Source organism: Streptomyces sp. NPDC002499, from assembly GCF_053595415.1.
Window position 1 is genome coordinate 1 of record NZ_JBSFXO010000021.1, and the last position, 17,886, is coordinate 17,886.

The 17,886-nt window shown below is 74.7% G+C and carries 12 protein-coding genes and 1 pseudogene; 8 read left to right on the forward strand and 5 right to left on the reverse strand.

Annotation, left to right across the window (positions count from 1 at the left end; all coding sequences use genetic code 11):
• Positions 1 to 131 precede the first annotated feature (131 nt).
• A complete protein-coding gene (locus ACWD5F_RS44105) occupies positions 132 to 1,733 on the forward strand; it encodes an FAD-dependent monooxygenase (protein WP_451261813.1) in 1,602 nt (533 codons plus the stop codon).
• Here the strand turns inward: ACWD5F_RS44105 and ACWD5F_RS44110 are convergent.
• The gene (locus ACWD5F_RS44110) at positions 1,726 to 2,394 is read right to left on the reverse strand and encodes a ScbR family autoregulator-binding transcription factor (RefSeq protein WP_451261767.1); all 669 of its coding nucleotides are present in this window, start codon (positions 2,392 to 2,394) and stop codon (positions 1,726 to 1,728) included. The two genes, ACWD5F_RS44105 and ACWD5F_RS44110, sit on opposite strands and share 8 nt — an antisense overlap.
• Before the next feature lie 302 nt (positions 2,395 to 2,696).
• On the opposite strand from ACWD5F_RS44110, the gene ACWD5F_RS44115 reads away from it, so the two are divergent.
• Positions 2,697 to 3,566: an NAD(P)H-binding protein gene (locus ACWD5F_RS44115; protein ID WP_451261768.1), complete on the forward strand. Its 870-nt coding sequence runs from the start codon at positions 2,697 to 2,699 to the stop codon at positions 3,564 to 3,566.
• 154 nt (positions 3,567 to 3,720) lie between these two features.
• Here the strand turns inward: ACWD5F_RS44115 and ACWD5F_RS44120 are convergent, their stop codons facing one another.
• Positions 3,721 to 4,707 carry a ScbA/BarX family gamma-butyrolactone biosynthesis protein gene (locus ACWD5F_RS44120; RefSeq protein WP_451261769.1) on the reverse strand — a complete coding sequence of 329 codons (987 nt, stop codon included), beginning with the start codon at positions 4,705 to 4,707 and terminating at the stop codon, positions 3,721 to 3,723.
• A gap of 876 nt (positions 4,708 to 5,583) precedes the next feature.
• On the opposite strand from ACWD5F_RS44120, the gene ACWD5F_RS44125 reads away from it, so the two are divergent.
• Together ACWD5F_RS44125 and ACWD5F_RS44130 are read left to right on the forward strand one after the other, a co-directional pair.
• The gene (locus tag ACWD5F_RS44125) at positions 5,584 to 6,225 is read left to right on the forward strand and encodes a ScbR family autoregulator-binding transcription factor (protein WP_451261770.1); all 642 of its coding nucleotides are present in this window, start codon (positions 5,584 to 5,586) and stop codon (positions 6,223 to 6,225) included.
• Between the two features lie 264 nt (positions 6,226 to 6,489).
• Positions 6,490 to 7,377 carry an AfsR/SARP family transcriptional regulator gene (locus ACWD5F_RS44130; protein ID WP_451261771.1) on the forward strand — a complete coding sequence of 296 codons (888 nt, stop codon included), beginning with the start codon at positions 6,490 to 6,492 and terminating at the stop codon, positions 7,375 to 7,377.
• Between the two features lie 584 nt (positions 7,378 to 7,961).
• Here ACWD5F_RS44130 and ACWD5F_RS44135 read toward each other — a convergent pair.
• A pseudogene (locus tag ACWD5F_RS44135) lies at positions 7,962 to 8,843 on the reverse strand (BTAD domain-containing putative transcriptional regulator); the annotation flags it as partial.
• Positions 8,844 to 9,411: 568 nt separating this feature from the next.
• On the opposite strand from ACWD5F_RS44135, the gene ACWD5F_RS44140 reads away from it, so the two are divergent.
• From ACWD5F_RS44140 to ddaH, 4 genes are all read left to right on the forward strand, one after another.
• Positions 9,412 to 10,233, forward strand: coding sequence for an AfsR/SARP family transcriptional regulator (locus ACWD5F_RS44140; RefSeq protein WP_451261772.1), 822 nt, complete (start codon positions 9,412 to 9,414; stop codon positions 10,231 to 10,233).
• Positions 10,234 to 11,529: 1,296 nt separating this feature from the next.
• Entirely contained in the window at positions 11,530 to 13,626 is a 2,097-nt protein-coding gene (locus tag ACWD5F_RS44145; RefSeq protein WP_451261773.1) for a condensation domain-containing protein, read from the forward strand.
• Between the two features lie 385 nt (positions 13,627 to 14,011).
• Positions 14,012 to 14,560 carry a nuclear transport factor 2 family protein gene (locus ACWD5F_RS44150; RefSeq protein WP_451261775.1) on the forward strand — a complete coding sequence of 183 codons (549 nt, stop codon included), beginning with the start codon at positions 14,012 to 14,014 and terminating at the stop codon, positions 14,558 to 14,560.
• A 376-nt stretch (positions 14,561 to 14,936) separates the two neighbouring features.
• Entirely contained in the window at positions 14,937 to 15,785 is an 849-nt protein-coding gene (gene ddaH / locus ACWD5F_RS44155; RefSeq protein WP_451261776.1) for a dimethylargininase, read from the forward strand.
• A gap of 40 nt (positions 15,786 to 15,825) precedes the next feature.
• Here the strand turns inward: ddaH and ACWD5F_RS44160 are convergent, their stop codons facing one another.
• The gene (locus ACWD5F_RS44160) at positions 15,826 to 16,533 is read right to left on the reverse strand and encodes a hypothetical protein (RefSeq protein ID WP_451261777.1); all 708 of its coding nucleotides are present in this window, start codon (positions 16,531 to 16,533) and stop codon (positions 15,826 to 15,828) included.
• Between the two features lie 106 nt (positions 16,534 to 16,639).
• Complete coding sequence (gene argB, locus ACWD5F_RS44165) at positions 16,640 to 17,578, reverse strand: acetylglutamate kinase (protein WP_451261778.1); 939 nt, start codon at positions 17,576 to 17,578, stop codon at positions 16,640 to 16,642.
• Between the last annotated feature and the right edge of the window lie 308 nt (positions 17,579 to 17,886).

Sequence of the window (17,886 nt, forward strand, 5' to 3'; positions counted from 1 at the left end):
GGGTGCGGGTGCGGGTGCGGGTGCGGGTGGGTGTGGGTGTGGGTGTGGCTTGTCTGGGGGGTGTGTTGTGGGGGGTGGGGGTGTTGGGATGGGGTGGTCGTGTCGGGCTGTTGGTGGGGGAGGTTGCTGGGATGCGGGGTGTGCGGGGGGTTGGTGGGGTGCGGGGTGTGGGTGGGTTGTGGGTGCAGGTGGTGGTGGTGGGTGGGGGGCCGGTGGGGTTGTTGTTGGCGTGTGAGTTGGGGGTGCGGGGGGTGCAGGTGGTGGTGGTGGAGGAGCGTGGGGGTGTGTCGGGGTGGCCGAGGGCGACGACGGTGCATGCGCGGGCGGTGCAGTGTCTGGTGCGGCGGGGGTATTTGGGTGGGTTGGCGGTGGTGGGCGGTGTGGGCGGTGTGGGTGATGTGGGGGGTGTGGGGGGTGTGGGGGTGGGGCGGGTGGGGAGTTTGTTTCATTTTGCGGGGTTGGGGGGGTTGGAGATTTCGGTGCCGGTGGGGGAGCCGCAGGCGGTGTTGAAGTGTGCGCAGGAGGAGTTGGAGCGGGGGTTTGAGGCGCGGGCGCGGGCGGTGGGGGTGCGGGTTTTGCGGGGGCATCGGGTGGTGGGGGTGCGGGAGGGGGAGCGGGGGGTGTCGGTGGTGGTGGAGGGGGAGTCGGGGGTGGTGGTGTGTCGGGGGCTTTTTGTGGTGGGGGCGGACGGGGCGCGCAGTGTGGTGCGTGGGGAGGGGGGGTTTTCGTCGTTGACGTTTCCGGCGACGGTGTCGGCGATGGCGGGTGATGTGCGGCTTGTGGAGGGTGGGGCGTTGGAGGCGGGGTGGCATCGCACGGAGCGGGGGTGGATCGTGGTGAAGCGGGTGGCGGGGGATGTGGTGCGGTTGCGGACGCTGAGTTTCCGGGGTGTGGCGGGGCGGGGCGGGGCGGGGTTGGGCCTGGGGGAGCTGCGGGACGAGGTGGGGTGGATCGTGGGGCGGGAGGTGGGGATGGGGGAGGGGAGGTGGTTGAGCAGGTTCAGTGATTTCTCGCGGGTGGCGGATGTGTATGGCCGGGGGCGGGTGTTGTTGGCGGGGGATGCGGCGCATGTGCATTTCCCGATCGGCGGGCAGGGGCTGAGCACGGGGCTGCTGGATGCGGTCAATCTCGGCTGGAAGCTGGCGCTGGCGGTGCGGGGTGGGGCGGGGGCGGGGCTGCTGGGCAGTTATGACCTGGAGCGCCGGCCGGCCGCGTTGCGGGTGGTCGCGCACACGCGGGCGCAGCTGGCCTTGATGCGGCCGGGGCCCGAGCTGGATCCGCTGCGGGAGCTGTTCGGTGAGCTGCTGGCGGGGGGCGGGGAGAGCGGGGTGCTGGCGGGCATGGTCAGTGCGCAGGACACGGTGCTGCCGGTGACGGGGGCAGGGTCCTCGCCGCTGGCGGGGACTTTTCTGCACAATGTCGGCCTGCGCACCCGGCAGGGGCGGACCGATGTGATCGCTCTGCTGCGCCAGGGGCGGCCGCTGCTGCTGCTGCTGGGTCGGGGGGGTGCGCGGGGCGGGTATGCCGGGCAGGCGGCCGGGTGGGGCGCCCTGGTGCGGGTGGTGTATGCGGACGCGGTGCCCGAGATCCCGTGCGAGGCGGTGCTGGTGCGGCCCGACGGCTACATCGCGTGGGCGTCGGGGGGCGAGGGGCCGGCCGCGGTGCTGAGGGAGTACTTCGGTGAGGCCGGCGGGGCGGGGGCGCGGGGTGCGGTTGCCGCGGGGCTCAGCTGACGGCGGCGGGCCGGGGTGCGGGGGCGAGGTCCTGCAGTTCGGTGTAGACGGCCAGGCCCCTGGTCTCGGTGAGGTTGACCGAGACCAGTACGGAGGGGACGACCACGCTGGGCAGGATGTGCCGCAGCAGGGCGCTGACCCGGGGGGGCAGGTCCTGGTAGTTGCTCAGGGCCTGGGACATGGCCTGGACGCCGGCGAAGGCGCCCACCAGGACGTCGGCGGTCTGGGCCGGCACGACGTGGGGCAGCAGTTCGCCCTGGGCCTTGGCCTGCTGCAGCAGGGCGGCGCCCACCTCGCTCCAGCGCAGGAAGGGTCCGCTGCGGTCCAGGCTCTGGGCCTGCTGGTCCAGCGAGAGGCGCACCCCGGCCCGGACCATGGGGTCGGTCTGCAGCCGGTGGGCGTGCAGGACCACGGTGTCCACCAGCTGCTGCACCTTGCAGGCCCGTTCGGGGACGGGCACGTTCAGGTCCTGGGCGTGCAGCACGCCCTCGGCCAGGTGCTCCTTGGAGGGGAAGTGGAAGTACAGGGCGCCCTTGGTCAGTCCGGCGCTGGTGAGGATCTCGTTGACCGTCGCGGCCTGGTAGCCGTGTTCCTCGAAGACCCTGGCGGCTGCGGCGAGGATCGCGTCCCTGGTCCGGACCGCGCGTTCCTGCTTCGCCATGCCGGCCTCCTTACTGTCACTGTCGATGAGCCCGGAGACCCACATAACAAACCGTCCAGTTTGTATATTACAGATGGTTGGTGCGTGCGCACCACCTTCCAGCCGGACGAAGTTCGGCACGTGACCGGAAAACGCCCCGCCCCCCGCCCCGCCGCACGCCCCGGGGCGCGCGGCCGGGCGCATGGCCGGGTGGGTGTCGGGGTGTGTCCGGGGGCGGGGTGCCGGGTGCGTTCCGGTGGGGGCGTCGTGTCCGGTGCGCGGGGACGGGGCGGGCGGGGCGGGTGGGCGGGGAGGGGGTCCGGGTGATTCTGGTGACGGGGGGGACGGGGACGGTGGGGCGGGAGCTGTTGGGGCGGCTGCCGGCCGGGGCGGGGGTGCGGGTCATGGCCCGGCGTCCGGCGGAGGCGGCCGCGGCGGTCTCCGCGGCCGGGGCGGGCGGGGCGGTGGAGGTGGTGGCCGGGGACTTCGCGGATCCGTTCTCGCTGGCGGGGGCGCTGAAGGGGGTGCGGACGGCTTTCTTGCTCACCACGCGGCTGGACGGCGGCGACGATGTCCGGTTCCTGCGGGCGGCCTCCGCGGCGGGGGTGCGGCGGGTGGTGAAGCTGTCCGCGGCGGCCGTGCTGGACGAGGGGGCGGACGATCTGATCACCCGGTGGCAGCGTGCCGGGGAGGAGCTGCTGGTGGGCTCCGGTATGGAGTGGACGCTGCTGCGTCCGCGGGCCTTCATGTCCAACGCCCTGGCGTGGGCGCCGTCGGTGCGTGCCACGGGCACCGTCCGTGCGCTGTACGGGACCTCGGGCAGTGCCTGTGTGGATCCGCGGGATGTCGCCGAGGCCGCGGCGCGGGTGCTGACCGAGGAGGGGCATGCCGGGCGCGCGTATGTGCTGACCGGCCCGGAGGCGGTCACGGCGGTGGGGCAGACGCGGCAGCTGGGACGGCTGCTGGGGGTGCCGCTGCGGTTTGAGGAGCTCACCGTGCAGGAGGCGTGCGCGGTGTGGGCGCGCCGCTATCCGCAGCCGGTGGTGGAGGCGCTGCTGGCCGGTGCGCGGCGGCAGCGGGCGGGCGCCAAGGCACAGGTGGGAGAGGCGTTCGCGGAGCTGACGGGCCGTGCGGCGGGCACGTTCGGCGACTGGGCCGCCGATCATCTGCCGGCCTTCGTGCCGGACGGGTGAGCGGCCGGCCCCGGCGTCCGGCGCACCGGCTCCGGCATACCGGCCGCGGCGTCCGGCACACCGGCCCCGGCACGAAGGCCGCGGTGCCCGGGGCGGTGTCCGTCTCGCCCGGGGCGCCGCGGCCTTCGTGCCGGCGGATGCCTTGTGGAGGGGGTCAGGCGGGGGGCGGGGCCAGGGTGACGGTGCAGCGGAACACGGTCGCGGTGTCCTGGCGGGCGCTGACCAGCACGGTGCGGGTGCCGTCCGGCCGCGTCCCGGCGGGGTGCGCCTCGATCATGCAGGGCGCGTTCAGCTCGACGTAGCGCAGGAACTCGCCCGCGATCTCCAGGGGCAGGCCGGCGGGTCCCGCTGTCGCCACCGCCGCCTGGCGGGCGGCCTCCAGCAGCAGCATGCCGGGCACGTGGTCGACGGCGTGGTCGAAGAGCGCGGGGTGGCGGGTGTCCACCCGCAGCTGCCAGGTCCCCTCCCCGCCGGCGGGGGAGAGGACCACGTCCATGGGGGACATGCGGCCCACCGTCTGCGGGGACACCGGGGCCGTCAGCGGGAGCACCTGTGCGGGGTCGCCGCCGCGGGCGGCGCGCAGCCGCTCGTAGACGCGGGGGGCGACGGAGGTCAGTGTGCCGCTCCCGGTCGCGGCGAGGCTGCCGTCGCGGTGGATGTCCACCTCGATGCGGAATCCGGTGACGGCGCCGCCGCGCTCCTTGACGTCGACGCATCTGACGTCGAGGTCGAGCGAGGCCGGGGTCTGCTCGACCCGCAGGTGCCGGGGCCGCACGGCCACACCGAGGTCGTTGACCAGGAAGTGGTGGCCCTGCGGGATGCGGTACTCGGCGTGGGCCAGGAGGATCCCGGCCTGGCGGACCGTCTCGACGGCGATCAGCGGATCGTGGCAGCCGTCGATGCTGGTGAAGAAGCTGTGCCCGCGCGGCCACTGGGCGGTCAGCGCGAAACGGTCGTCCGCCCGGCGCTCCCAGCCGGTGAGCAGGACCTCCGAGACGCTGACACGGTGGACGAGCTCCTTGGGCACGGTGGTGGTGAGGGTCGTGAAGCGCAGACTGCCGGTCTCGATCAGTAAAATGTCGTTCCCGGAGCGCTGGGCGCCCCGTGTCGCGCGGTCGATGCGGAACGTGCTCGCAGACATGGTTCCCCCTGAGCCGCGATGGCTTGAATCCTGAGGGCGAGCCCCTCAGGCAAGCGAAGATACATACCATCCGGTTTAATTTCTAGCGGAAGCAGACGCTCCACGCGGACCAGAAATGGAACGCTCTGGTCCGCGTGAGGCGGGGTGTCCCGCCGCCCCTCTACCCCGTGTCCCCCGGCGGGGAGAACCGGCCGCTCACCGGCCCGCCGGCCCGCCGGGAAGGGTCCTGGGCGGGCGTGATGTTCCGGCCGTCGCGCGGGGCGTGAGGGCGCAGGGCACTCCTGGGGCTCGAGCGGTTCTCGAGCGCCCCGTCCCGCCCCCGGCCCCATCCCGTCCCGCCCCCGGCCCCATCCTGGCCCGCCCCGGGCCCCGCCCCGGCCCGCTCCGGCTCCCGCCCGGACGGCGGCGGGCATCTGCGGCCGCGGGCGGGCGGGGGTCGCCGCCGCGGAAGAGGCGGGTTGTCCGGCGGCGCCGGCGTCCTCCGCCGGCGCCGCCGTCCCCGTGCGACGCCGGCCCGGCCGCCGCCGGCGGAGGACGCCGGACCGTGGGGACGGCCGGTGCCGGACCGGCGTCGCACGGGGGTGGCCGGTGCCGGGCTGTGGGGCGGCTGGTGCCGGTGTCGGTCCGGGGTGCGGATCTGCACGGATCGTCCACCCCGGCAATAGGAAACCATCCGTGCGGTTTGTTAGGATGTCGGGAGTCCGTGCGGGTACCGCGGCGGTGCGGCCGGCCGCCGGTGCGGATCCGGCGTATCACCGGGCCGTCGCGGAGATCGTGTCAAGGACCCCGGCGGGGCCGTCGCTGCGCGGCCGGACCGGGCAGGAACGCGGGAGGCGCGGCGCAGGCCGGCCGGCCCTTTAGTCAGGAGAGCCGTGAATGGTGAAACAGGAACGTGCCGCGCGTACGCGCGAGGCTTTGGTGCGGGCGGCGGCCGAGGTGTTCGCCCGGGACGGATTCGTGCTGGCCTCGCTGGCCTCCATCAGCAAGAAGGCCGGGGTGAGCAGCGGCGCTCTGCACTTCCACTTCGAGAGCAAGCAGGCCCTGGCCCGCGCGGTCGAGGAGGAGGCGGCCGCCGTCATCCGGGCGATCGCCGCGCCGGCGCGGGCCGGGGGGCCCGACGCGCTGCAGCGGCTCATCGATGCCACGCATGACCTGATGGCGAGGCTGGGCAGGGACGCGGTGGTCCGGGCCGGGTTCGAGCTGGGCAGCGGCCCGCCGCGGCTGGAGGGGACGGTGGACGTGCGGGTGCTGTGGCGCGACTGGGTGGAGGAGGTGCTGCGGGCCGCCCAGCGCGAGGGCGTCCTGGCCGAGGGCGTCTCCGCGGCCGGCGCCTCGGTCACGGTGGTGGCCGCGACCGTCGGTTTCGAGCAGCTGGGCGCGGACGATCCCGCGTGGACGTCGGCGGCGACCCTCGTGCAGTTCTGGAACCTGCTGCTGCCCCGGCTGGCGTCGGCCGACGCCCTGGGCCGGCTGGTGTCCGCCGGGACCGCGGCTGCGGCGCCGCCCCGCCCGCACTGAACAGCACATTCGGTCTGTTACTGACCGTCGGCCGCCCCCGAAACCGGGGAAAAATCCCCGAATCCCTCCCCGGGCCGGACGGCACTCCCACCCCTCCGGAAGGGCGGGATCGTACGTCATTGCTGGTGAACGCGGTCGAAGCGGACTCGATGGGAGGTCCGGCCGCGCCTGAAGAACGAGCACGGACGGTTTGATATTGACAAACCGTCCGTGCTGTTTTTTACTGGCGGTGCCAGAGGCCGCAACGGAGCAGGGGGAGACGGCGTGGACATCGACGTACTCGGCGCACTCAAGGTCAGGGAGAACGGGGTCTCGATCGCCCCCACCGCGCCCAAACCCCGTCAGGTGCTGGCTCTCCTGGCACTCCACGCCGACCAGGTGGTGCCGGTCGCCGGGCTGATCGAGGAGCTGTGGGCCGGCCGGCCGCCGCGCAGCGCCCGCACCACCCTGCAGACCTATGTGCTGCAGCTGCGCGAGCTGATCACCGCGGCGCTGGACAAAGACGCCGCCGGCACCGGTGCCGGTGCCGGCGGGGAGGGCCCGCGGCGCAGCGCCAAGGACATCCTGGTCACCTCGCCCGGCGGCTATCTGCTCGTCACCGGCGGCGGGACCAGCGACGTGCGCGAGTTCGAGCGGCTGGCGGGCATGGGCTACCGGGCCATGGACGCGGGGGACTTCCCCGGCGCCGCCCGCAGACTGGGCGAGGCGCTGAGCCTGTGGAACGGCTCCGCCTTCGCCGACGTGCAAAGCGGCGTGCAGCTGCAGATGGAGGCCAAGCGGCTGGAGGAGAGCCGGCTGTGCGCGCTGGACCAGCGCATCGAGGCCGACCTCAAACTCGGCCGCCACCGGGAACTGCTCGCCGAACTGACCGTGCTGGCCAACCGCTACCGCACCCACGAGAACCTGCACGCCCAGTTCATGCTGGCCCTGTACCGCTCGGGCCGGCGGGGCGAGGCCCTGGACGTGTACCACCGGCTGCGCGGCACCCTCGTGCGCAATCTCGGCCTGGAGCCCTCGCCGCGGCTGCGCCGGCTGCAGCAGTCGATCCTGACGGCCGTGCCCGAGACCCCGCTGGCCATGGACCACCAGGCGTCCGCGCCGGCCCGCCTTCCGGCCGCCGCGACCGACAGCGGGCACATGGCCCAGGTGTGAGCACCGGCGGAGCGTGCGGGAGGAACCCGGCGCGGCGGCGTTCTTCGCGGGGCCGCCCGGCCGACGCCGCACTCCGCGGCAGCGGGCCGCCGGCCGGGCGGGGCGTCTGCGCGGCAGCGGGCCGGCGGCGGCCCGGGAGATGAGGCGGCCGGCCACCCGGGGGTACGGGACCGCGTGAGCACCCCCGTGCGCACCCTCGTGCCGGTCCCGCTCCACCGCGGGAGAAGCCCCTTCGCACTCCCTCCCCGCCGATCCGTTCCCCCTCCCTCCCCCAGGGGGAGCACCCCGGCCGGGCCGGTCGGCACGCGGACCGGCCGGTACCGCCCGCCGTCGGGGCCCGGCGGAGCGGCGGCAACGGCCCCTGCCAACAGGCCGGCAGTGCCGGGCCGCACAAGTTCGTAGGACAGCCCGTCCGGCCGCCTGCCGATGCGCACCACCTCTGCTCCCGGTGTCCGGCCCACCGCACTCCGAGTCCCGCCCGCAGCTCTCGCACGGCCGTGCCCGCAGCAGGCCCGCTGCCCCGGGGAGAGCAGAGGGGGAGGGGGAAGGGAGAGGGGGTCGTCGCGCGGCAGGGCCGCGTGGCGGCGGCGCGGGTCCGATCCGGGCTCGGCGCCCTGCTCGGCCGCGGGCCGGGCGTGCACCCGCTCGTGGAGCGCAAGCGCCTCGCCCGGCCGGCCCGCACGGTGCAGGACCGTCATCGACAGGTCCCACAACTGCTCGTGCCGTAGCGGGTGTTGCTGTGCCGGCAGCCCGGGCCGCGTGGTGACGCCGTCGGGGCGTGCCGGGCGCAGCCCCGCTGGGTACCGCGCCCCCGCCGCCGGCCGCTCGGCTGCGCGGTACCGGATCGGGCCGCCCCGGCAGCCGGCGGGCGCCGGCCCCATCACCGGCCCCTCGCCTGCTCCAGCGGTGCGACGGCACGGCCGCAGGCACCGGGAAGCGCGGCCCGTTCCGCGACGGACAGCCGGCGGAAGTGACAGCCGGCGGGGGTGACCGGCGGTGGTGGATGTCCCGCTCGGCCGCGGCACGGTGGGCCCGATGACGGCCGCCGGACCGTCCACGGACGCGAGCGGCCTGCGTAAACGGGCGGCGTGCGCCTGGCACGGCGTTGCCCGCGTCTGCACGATGTTGCCCGAGCCGTGCGGGGACCGGTGCGCCACGGCCGGCCGGTGAGCCGTCCGGCGCGCAGGGCGTGCCCGGCTCCGGTGGCCGGGGCGCACCGGCCGGACCCGCCGCCCGCACGGCCCCGCCCGGTGCCATCCGGTGCGTGCCGTGACGCACCTCCACCGGCGCCGGGAGCCGCAGCCCGCCCCCCCCCGCCGGCTCGCGCCGCGCTCAGGAGTGCGGGGCGGCAAGCACTTGTGCGGGGGTACTGCCGAGCATTCCCGGCCATACCGGCGCAGTCGGTTCTTCCGTCGAATTCCGGCGGGCCGGTTCGAATGCCGCGACGGATTCCGTCCGGTGGTCATCGGACGCGAACGGAGTACGGCATTACGGTCGCCGATGATCTCCGGTAAGTGCCGGCTGGGGAAATGCCCCAGGGGAATCTCGTCCCGGTGCGGGCGGCGGTGTCCGGAAACTCCCCGGGGCCCGGTTCGTCCGGTGTTCCCGTATGCCGTTCCGGCGAAAAGCGATCAGCCCTCTCCCCAAACAACCGACTGCGGTATCCCCCCGGGCGGGGACGTGAAGAGACGCAGCTCAAACCCTGTGCCGGGCGGCCGGTGACCGCGGTGGCCGAGGCAGCTGGAATTCCGTCGCGTCTCCGCCCGGGCCGCGGCATAAAGAATGCGGCGAAAACCACCGCAGGCCGTCCGGGGCGGTCGCCGAAAGAACGGAACGGGGTATTCCGTACGGGGGTGTGCGGAAGGTTTCTCCGGCGGCCCGGCCGCTGTCGTGACAGGCGTACTTGGAGGCCGGCTCGAGAGCTGCTACAGATCTTCGTTTGCTGGAAACGGGCCCGGCTAGCGTGACTCGCGGCATGTATTTCTGGCCAATCAAAGGAACTGGACAGAGGACTCGACCACTACGGAGGACACAGTGAGGATTCAGGTTCTGGGTCCGTTGAGTGCCGAGGTCAACGGGGGATCGATCGTTCCGACAGCGGCCAAGCCGCGGCAGCTCCTGTCGCTGATGGCGCTCCATCCGGGCCGGGTCATGCCCGTTGCGTTACTCATGGAGGAGATCTGGGGAGCCAGGCCGCCGCGGAGTGCGCTCACCACCCTGCAGACCTACATCCTGCAGCTGCGCAGGGGGCTGGGCGCCGCCATGGGGGCGAGTTCCCCCGGCAGCGCGAAGAGCGTGCTGGCCACCCGGCACGGGGGCTACCTGCTGCAGATCGCCAAGAGCAGTGTCGACGTGCACGAGTACGAACGGCTCGCGCGGGAGGGACAGGAAGCCTTCGACCTGGGGGACAACGAGATGTCTGCGCAGCGTTTCCGGGCGGCTCTGGATGTGTGGACGGGCTCGGCCCTGGTCGACGTACGCGTCGGGCCGATCCTGGAGATCGAGGTCAGACGGCTGGAGGAGAGCCGCCTGGTCACCCTGGAGCGCCGCATCGACGCCGACCTCAGGCTCGGCCGGCACGCCGAACTCATCGCCGAACTGACCGATCTGACGGCACGTCACCCCCAGCACGAGGGGCTGCATTCGCAGGTCATGGTGGCGCTGTACCGGTCGGGAAGGCAGGCCGGGGCGCTGGAGATCTACCGCAAACTGCGCAAGCGGCTGATCGACGAGCTCGGTGTGGAGCCCTCGCCGCAGCTGCAGCGGCTGCACCAGGCCGTGCTCGCCGTCAACCCGCAGCTGGAGATACTGGCGGGACCCCGGCACACCTCGACGTTCGACCTGTTCGTCGCCTGATGCCCGCACCCGCGATACCCCCACCGTCACGGATGGCGGCACCCAAGGACACCCCCCCGCACCCCGCACCCCGTACCCCCCGCTGTGTCTCGTCAGGCCGGTCCGGCCGGGATGCGGTGGGTCTGCAAGGGCGCGGCTGTCCGGGGTTTCTCGTCCGCCCTGCCGGCGGCCCGGGATACGAGGGGCACCGTCCGCAGAGGCACGCGAAGCAGGCCCGCCCCGACAACGACAGGGCCGAAGCAGGCGGCAAAGACGTCCGGGGGCAGGAGCGGCACCGGCTTGAGCGCCGCTCGTGAACCGGGCGGCGCGGGCTGTGGCCCGCCCTGTGCAGGCGGCGTGTGTTCTTCCCGCCCGCGGACCCGCCGGCAGACGCTCACGCCCGTGCCCGTGCTGGTGACGGACCGCACCGGCCGGTGGCCGGTCGTCCGGGACCGTAAATGGTGTCGGCTGTGGCCGCCGGCGGGGACTGCGGGCGGTGGCCGTTGCGGGCGGGGGGGCGGGTGCACTCGCCGCCGGGCATGTCACTGGCACGCTGTTGCTGCCTGCGGCGGTACGGGCCGTCCGGGCAGCCGCTGCCGGCCCTCCGCCCCCGGCTCGGCAACGCCGAGGCCGGACCTTTCCGCACCCACGGTGTGCGGCAACACCACGCAGCGTCCCCGCCCGGGCCGAGCAGCTGCCACCGCCACCGCCGCCGACGGCGGCCAGCCCGGAGTACCCCTCCTTGCCAGGCAGCCCCGGCCCGCGGACCCGCCCCGTGCCGGAGCCGGCTGGCCGCACCGAACGGTCGTCCCGGCAGGACCGCCGGACCCCGCACCCGGCACCCCGCACCCGGCACCAGCAGGCGCGACCGCTCGCGGAACGCTGGGGAAGCACCGGAGAGAACCGGGGGGTGCGCGGACGCGCCACTACCGTGACCGGTATCGAGCGAAAAGGGGAGGCAGTCATGGACGAGCGGCACGTCATCCTGGACGTACCGCCCACCGCCCCGGCCCTGTCCCAGGGCGGGACACGCAAGCCGGGCCCGGCCCCCGCGACCGTCCCCGGCAGCGTCTTCGCGCCGGTTGGCGGCGCCGTCCGCGTCAGCGCCGGGGCCGCCCGGCCGGGGGTGTGCGCACCCCCTGGGGCCCGGGTGCGGACGCTGTCGCACCCGCCGTGCCCGCGCCCCCCGGTCCGCGGGAGCACGCAGGGTGTGGGGACCGGTGCCCCACCCTGCCGACCTGCGGCAGCGTCACGCCGGTGGCGAGTGGCGTGGCCTTCCACGCTCGAAGGTCCGTGAGCCAGGAGAAGAGGAAACCGATGCCGACGGAGCGCTCTCAGGCACCGACCATGACCGTGGTCCTCGACCCCGGACACCAGTCCCGGCCGGTGCTCCAGCTGCGGGGCCGGCTCGACACGGCCCTGTTCCGGGCGGCGCTGGAGCGGATCGCCGCCGGCCATCCCGGGGCGCTCACCGGTGAACCCCGCCTGCACCGGCACGGACCCGACCACCACAGTGTGGAACTGCCCGCCCCGGCCGGTGATCCGGCGCCCTACCCGGCCGGACTCCTCGCCGACCTGATCACCAGTACCGCGGTGACACCCCCCGGCCCCGCCTCCACCTCCGCCGCCGGCGGAGGCGACCGGGCGAGCACGCCCGACCGGGCGGGCGGGCGCGGGGCGCTGCCGCAGACGTTCTCCGTCACCCCGTTGCAGCACGAGCTGCTCACCGACGCGGGCAACGGCCCCGACCATCAGGTCGAGCAGCTGGCCTGGCGGTGGCACGGGCCGCTGGACGCCGGCCGGTTCGCCGCGGCCTGGCGGGCGGTGTCCGACGGCGAGAGCGTCCTGAGGTCCGCGTTCTTCTGGGAACCCGACCCCCGCGCCGTCCTGTTCGGTCAGGGGGAGCTCGAGGTGGCCCACCACGCGCACGGCACCTTCGCCGACCGCGAGCGCCTGCTGAGCGCGGAGCGTGCCCGCGGGTTCGACCTGCGCCGCCCCGGCCTGCTGCGCGTCGCTCTGCTGGACCGGCCGCCCGCCGGCCGCGTCGGCGAGGAGGCGTCCACCGACGTGGTGCTCACCTACCACCGGGCCCTGCTGGACAGCTGGAGCGTGCGCCTGCTGGTCCGCGAGTTCTACCGCGCCTACCTCGCCGGCGGCACGCTGCCCGGCGGCGAACGCCGTCCCGACCTGCGTGACTACACCCGCTGGCTGGAGCGTCAGGACCCCGCGCCGGCCCGGGACTTCTGGCGGGCCACCGCCGGCGCCGCCCCCGCCCGCCTCCCGCGCGCCGCCGCCCGGCACACCGGCCGGCACGGCAGCGGACACAGCCGCACCCGGCTCTCCCGGGCCGAGACGACCCGGCTCATCCACTGGGCGGCCCGGTGGGGTGCCACCGAGTCCAACGCCCTGCACACCGTATGGGCGATGCTGCTGTACCGGGCCACCGGCCCGATGCGCGGGCCGGCCCGGATCGGCTTCGGCGTGTCCTTCTCGGGCCGCGGCGGCCTGCTGGAGGACATCGAGCGGATCCCGGGCCCGCTGGTCAACCCGCTGCCGCTGGCCGTCGAGGTCGACCCGGCGGACACGGTGGCCCAGCTGCTGCGCACCCTGCGGGACCGGGTGCTGGACATGGCCGCCTACGAATGGGCGTCGCTGGGCCGCATCCAGCAGTGGCTGGGCAGGACGGAGGCCGCACCCCCCGAGACCCTGCTGGCCTTCGAGCACACCCTGCTCAGCGGCGACCGGCTCACCGACGCGCTCGCCGCGCACGGCGTGCACGTCGAGCACCCCGTGCCCACCGCGGCCCGCACCGCGAGCGCGCTGGGCGTCCTGGCCCACCACGACGGACAGGGCGCCCTGACGCTGTCCGCGGTCCACGACCGTGAGCGCCTGGAGGACGACCGCGCACAGGCCATGCTCGTGCACAGCGCCCGGCTGCTGCGCCGGCTGCCGCACACGGTGCGCGAGTTGACCACCGTCGCCGAAGTCATCGGCCCGCTCGGCGGCGAGCAGCTGCCCCTGCTGTACGACCGGCCCGGCCCCGCGAGCCGGCTCCTCCCGTTGCGCGCGGCGGCTTCGCCGGGCCGGGCCACGATCTGCCTCGTCGCCGCTCCGGGCGCGCACCAGGCATGGTGGCGCACCCTGGTGCGCTGCTACGACGGCCCCGAGGCGCTGTTCGTGCTGCGGGCAGCGGCGGACGGGCCCCGCGGCGGCGCGGCCGCCCTCGGCCCGCTCGCCGGCCCGGGCGGCCGCCTGGTGCTGGGCGGCATCTCCGGCGCGGGCGCCATCGCGTACGAGATCGCCCGCCACCTGATGGCGGCGGGCCGCACCCCTCCGCTGGTGGTGCTCGGCAGCGGCGAGGGCGACGGGGTGCAGGAACTGGCCCGGGCGCTCGGGCAGGCGGCGGCGGGCTGACCCGCAGGACACCAGGACCGCGCCGTGGACCGACACGCCGCGCGGCCCCGCCGGTACCCGCCCGCCCCGCTCACCCCCACCCCGCTCACCCTGACCGCTCCCGACCCGGGGGGCGAGGCCGAGGGCGCTCCTCACGCGGCTGTGGACAGAGCCCTGGGCCCCGAGCAGGGCGCCGTGCACACCGGCCCGGTCCAGGCCGGCGCGTCCCGGCGGCCTGGACCGGGCCGGTGGCCGTTTGCTGCGCGGGCCGCTCGAGGAGCATTCGACGGATGCTCGATCCGGTGCGAAGAGTGTTCCCTACCGAGTTCGGATGCCTTGGAATGCGCCGGCAACCCCCGGCGTCCCTCACCATCTCAAGGACACGACGGAATCGGGGACCGAGATCATGACCGTCGCACTCGCGGACACCGCCGTACTCGCGGACACCGCCGCACCCCCCTTGCACGGCCTGGAGTTCGCCGCCCTGTACGCGCAGGTGCAGCAGTTCTACGCGCACCAGATGCAGCTCCTGGACACCCATGACAGCCAGCGCTGGGCGCGCACGTTCACCCCGGACGCCGTCTTCGAGCTGCCGTCCCTGCCCGGGCCGCTCTGCGGCCGGGCCGGGCTCGCCCACTACCTGCGCGCCGGCGCGGAACGCCGGCAGCGGGCCGGCAGCCGTCTCAACCACTGGGTCGGCAAGCTCGACCTCCAGCCCCGCGCGGACGGGTCGCTGCGCACCCGCTGCTCGGCCCTGGTCTACCTGACCCCGCACGGCGGGAGCGGCAGAGTCCTGTCCGTGTACGTCATGGAGGATGTCCTGGTGGGCGCCCGCGGCGTGTGGCGCACCGCGCACCGCCGGGTGGTCCGCGACGATCTGGCCCGGGCGGACTCGAGCCGGCCCGCATGCCCCGAGCGGGCGCCGGCCGGCTGTCCGCCGGTAAAGACCCCCTGAAGCTGAGCTCGACGTTCCGCACAGCGAGGGCGGCCGGGGCCTGTCCGGTGCCTAGGGTGGCAGCACTCCCCGCCCGCGCCCGCCCCGTCACCTGCGACGGGGCGGGCGCGTCGACACAGTCGGCACAAAGGGAGGGCGGTCCCCGTCCGCCGGGCGGCCGGGCACCCGGCGCGCACCGCCCTGTCCAGGCCGGCGGGACGGTCCGTCGGCGGTCCGGCGAGCGCGGGTGGGCCGGACCCGCAGCGCTGCGCGGCCACCGCCGTCCGAGCACCTTGGTCACGGGCCCGGGGCAGCCGCCGCCCGCCCCGCCGTACCGAGCGCGTATCCCCGTCCCCACGAAGGACAGTCCCACCAAGGACACACGGAGGAACCCACCATGTCCACCACCAGTGCCGCGACCGACGAACGGGCGCCCCGGGCGGAACGCAGGGCCGTTGCGCACCGTCTGCTCATGTGCCGCCCGCAGTACTTCGACGTGACCTACAGCATCAATCCCTGGATGAACCCGGACAAGCCGACCGACACCGAGACGGCTCTGCTGCAGTGGGAGCAGCTGCGGGAGCTGTACCTCTCGCTCGGGCACACCGTCGAGGTGATCGAACCGATCCAGGGGCTTCCGGACATGGTCTTCGCCGCCAACGGGGCCACCGTGATGGACGGCAAGGTGCTCGGCGCGCGGTTTCGCCATCAGCAGCGCACCGCGGAGGGGCCGGCCTATCTCGACTGGTTCGCGCACAACGGCTTCCGCGAGCTGCTGTGGCCGGAGCACATCAACGAGGGGGAGGGCGACTACCTGAGGGTGGGACGCCGGCTGCTGGCCGGCACCGGCTTCCGTACCGACGTGCGCTCCCACGCCGAAGCACAGGAGTTCTTCGGCATCCCCGTGACGGGCCTGACCCTGGTCGACGCGAACTTCTACCACCTGGACACCGCGCTGTCGGTGCTCTCCGAGGACGAGATCATGTACTACCCGGCCGCCTTCAGCCCGGGAAGCCGGGCGGTGCTGCGGGAGATGTTCCCGGACGCGGTCCTCGCCTCGCCCCAGGACGCCGCGGTGTTCGGCCTCAACGCTTTTTGCGACGGACTGAACGTGCTGCTGCCCCAGGCGGCCACCGGGCTGGCCGCACAGCTCAAGGAGCGGGGCTTCCGCCCGATCGGGGTGAGCCTGGGGGAACTGCTCAAGGCGGGCGGCAGCGTCAAGTGCTGCACCCTGGCCCTGTCATGACACGCCGCCGCCGGGGCTGAGGGTTGGTGCCGCCGAGAGCTCAGGGCAGGCCGGTGAACGCGGCGAAGACGTCGTCCAGTTCGTGGGTGTGCACCGTGAGCGACTCGGCGGTGACGGCTGCCGTCTCCAGGACCGCGAGCACCGCCCGCAGGGTCTGGGTGCCGGCGTCGCCGCTCAGCCGCAGGGTGAGCGCCGCGCGGTCGCTGGACGGACGGCCGAGGCCCGGGGGCAGCCGGGCGCCGAAAGCGGCGCCGGCCCGTTCGAGGGCGGCCGTGTCGGCGAACCGCAGGCGGATCAGAGCGCTCGGCGGCCCGCTCCGGGAGGCATCCCGGCCCGGCCCGGGACCCCCTGGCGCCGTCTCCGGGCCGCAGGGAGGTGGGGCCGTCTCGCGGGCCGGGGCCCGGTCGCTGCCGGATGCACCGGGGCGGCCGCTGCCGTGCGGGGTGCCGGCTTCGGCCAGGGCGTCGAGCAGCACCAGCCGGGCCGTGGGGGTGAGCGAGGCGGCCAGCAGGCGGGCCAGCCGGCGGGCCTCCGCCCGGTCCGAACCGGCCGCGGCGGCCAGCTGTGCCCCGAGGCCCGCCGGGTACGGCGGGGGATCCGCGCGGTGCGTCGGCCGCTCGGAGCGCGGCGGCGGGCCTACCGGCTCGCCCGGTCCGTGGGCGGGCCGCTCCGCCGGAGGGGATGACGGCGGCGCGGGGGCGCGGCCGCCGGCCGGGGTTGGGGCCCAGGGGGTGTGTGTCACAGGCACTGCCCTCGCCTTCGTCGGAGTGTCGCCGCTGGGGTGCCGGGGAGCGGGCACCGGCCGCTGTCGGCGGCCGGCGGCGGGCCGCCCAGCCGCCGGTGGCGCCGGCCGGTCACGACGGGATCTCCGCCTCGTGCGGGTCCGGCACGATCAGCGTGCCGATCCCGTCCCCGGCGAACATCTCCCGGAGGATGTGCGGGATCCGTCCGTCCAGCACACGGACCGCGCCCACGCCTGCCCGGACGGCGTGCAGGCAGCCGGTCATCTTGGGCACCATGCCCTCGCTCAGCTCCGGCAGGAGCTTTTCCAGCTCGTGGGCCGTCAGCCGCTCGATGACCTCGGCACTGTGCGGCCAGCCCGAGCACAGACCCGGGACGTCCGTCAGCATGACCAGGGCCTCGGCGTGCAGCGCGGCGGCGAGGGCCGCCGCCACCGTGTCGGCATTGACGTTGTGCACCAGGCCGTCCTCCGCGCTGCGGGCCAGCGGCGAGACCACCGGGATCCTGCCGTCCGCCAGCAGGCAATCCAGGACACCGGTCTCCACACCGGTGATGTGGCCGACCCGGCCGATGTCGGTGGGCTCTCCGTCGACCCACGGCACGTGCCGCACCGCCGTGAGGGTGTTGGCGTCCTCGCCGGTCATCCCGACGGCCAGCGGGCCGAAGCGGTTGATCAGTCCGACCAGTTCGCGCTGCACCTGGCCGGCGAGGACCATCCGTACGACGTCCATCGCGGCCGGTGAGGTGACGCGCAGTCCGGCCCTGAAGGTGCGTTCCAGGCCGCGTCGGGTGAGTTCGGCATCGATCTGGGGGCCTCCGCCGTGCACCACCACGGGCCGCAGCCCGGCCCGGTGCAAGGAGACGATGTCGCGGGCGAAGGCCTCGGTGAGGCTGTCGTCGACCATGGCGTGGCCGCCCAGCTTGATGACGACCGTCCGGCCCCGGTGCCGGGCCGGCCAGGGCAGGGCATCGCCGGCGACGGCCGGGTGCGTGCCGGCGCTCGGCGGAGCGAGTGCCGGGCGACGAGGCCGGCCGGGCGGGTGGGTGCTCATGGGCACGACTCCTTGGGTGGAGGACCGCGGCGGCGGGCCGGGCCCCTGCGGCCGGTGGACATGCCCTTGAGCCCGGCATGAGAACACGTGGCCGCGGTGCGGTTTCCTGAGAGGCTGAATGCCGGTCGCAATGCCGGTCGGTGCGGGCCGCGATCGCGCTCCGTCAGGGGGGCGCGGACGTGAACCAGGGAAAGCTTCTTTCCCGTCGACTCGTTCGACACGGCCGGCCGTTTCTCCTGCGAGAGCGGTTCCGTTCCGCTTTGTGCTCGGGATTCAATTGCGGACGGCTTGAAGCGGAGTGGATTTGT

Bases quoted from the DNA above. Each gene is read 5' to 3' on its own strand.
- ACWD5F_RS44110 (WP_451261767.1), bottom strand. From the start codon at position 2,394: ATGGCGAAGCAGGAACGCGCGGTCCGGACCAGGGACGCGATCCTCGCC.
- ACWD5F_RS44120 (WP_451261769.1), bottom strand. From the start codon at position 4,707: ATGTCTGCGAGCACGTTCCGCATCGACCGCGCGACACGGGGCGCCCAG.
- ddaH (WP_451261776.1), top strand. From the start codon at position 14,937: ATGTCCACCACCAGTGCCGCGACCGACGAACGGGCGCCCCGGGCGGAA.
- ACWD5F_RS44125 (WP_451261770.1), top strand. From the start codon at position 5,584: ATGGTGAAACAGGAACGTGCCGCGCGTACGCGCGAGGCTTTGGTGCGG.
- ACWD5F_RS44105 (WP_451261813.1), top strand. From the start codon at position 132: ATGCGGGGTGTGCGGGGGGTTGGTGGGGTGCGGGGTGTGGGTGGGTTG.
- ACWD5F_RS44145 (WP_451261773.1), top strand. From the start codon at position 11,530: ATGCCGACGGAGCGCTCTCAGGCACCGACCATGACCGTGGTCCTCGAC.
- argB (WP_451261778.1), bottom strand. From the start codon at position 17,578: ATGAGCACCCACCCGCCCGGCCGGCCTCGTCGCCCGGCACTCGCTCCG.
- ACWD5F_RS44150 (WP_451261775.1), top strand. From the start codon at position 14,012: ATGACCGTCGCACTCGCGGACACCGCCGTACTCGCGGACACCGCCGCA.